This is a genomic window from Paenisporosarcina sp. P5_A11, assembly GCF_056400705.1.
The window spans coordinates 1-578 of record NZ_JBFUKT010000397.1 but is presented as its reverse complement, the minus strand read 5'-3'; the positions used below and the strand labels follow the sequence as shown (position 1 = coordinate 578).

General features: G+C 42.6%; 2 rRNA genes. Both read left to right on the top strand.

What is annotated here, in order from left to right:
* Nucleotides 1-56 (top strand): 16S ribosomal RNA (locus AC1DOS_RS20490); the annotation flags it as partial.
* A 318-nt stretch (nucleotides 57-374) separates the two neighbouring features.
* Nucleotides 375-578: ribosomal RNA gene (locus AC1DOS_RS20485) — 23S ribosomal RNA — on the top strand; the annotation flags it as partial.

Genomic DNA, 578 nt, shown 5'->3' with positions numbered 1-578 from the left:
GGGTGAAGTCGTAACAAGGTAGCCGTATCGGAAGGTGCGGCTGGATCACCTCCTTTCTAAGGATAATTACGGAATATAGAYCTYGGGTCTATAAGTTGACGTTTTGCGTTCAGTTTTGAAGGTTCATCTTCTATATAATAGAAGACACTTTCAAAACTTGTTCTTTGAAAACTGGATAAAACGACATTGAAAGCAACAAACATTCAAGTAATTCATTTTTAATAAGTTCAATCTTATTAATAAYTGATTWGAGRGTTTCAAGCTGCAAGTAGTGCTAGGAAACGAGGAAGTGAAGACCRGAGCGTACTTACGTACGTGAGGATCTGAAYGACTGAAGTTGACAACGCAATACGCCGCAGATTGGAAGYCGAAACGGTTAAGTTAATAAGGGCGCACGGTGAATGCCTTGGCACTAGGAGCCGATGAAGGACGGTACTAACACCGATATGCTTCGGGGAGCTGTAAGTAAGCTTTGATCCGGAGATTTCCGAATGGGGAAACCCACTGTTTTTAATCGAGCAGTACGTTTACGTGAATACATAGCGTATCCGTGGCACACCCAGGGAACTGAAACATCT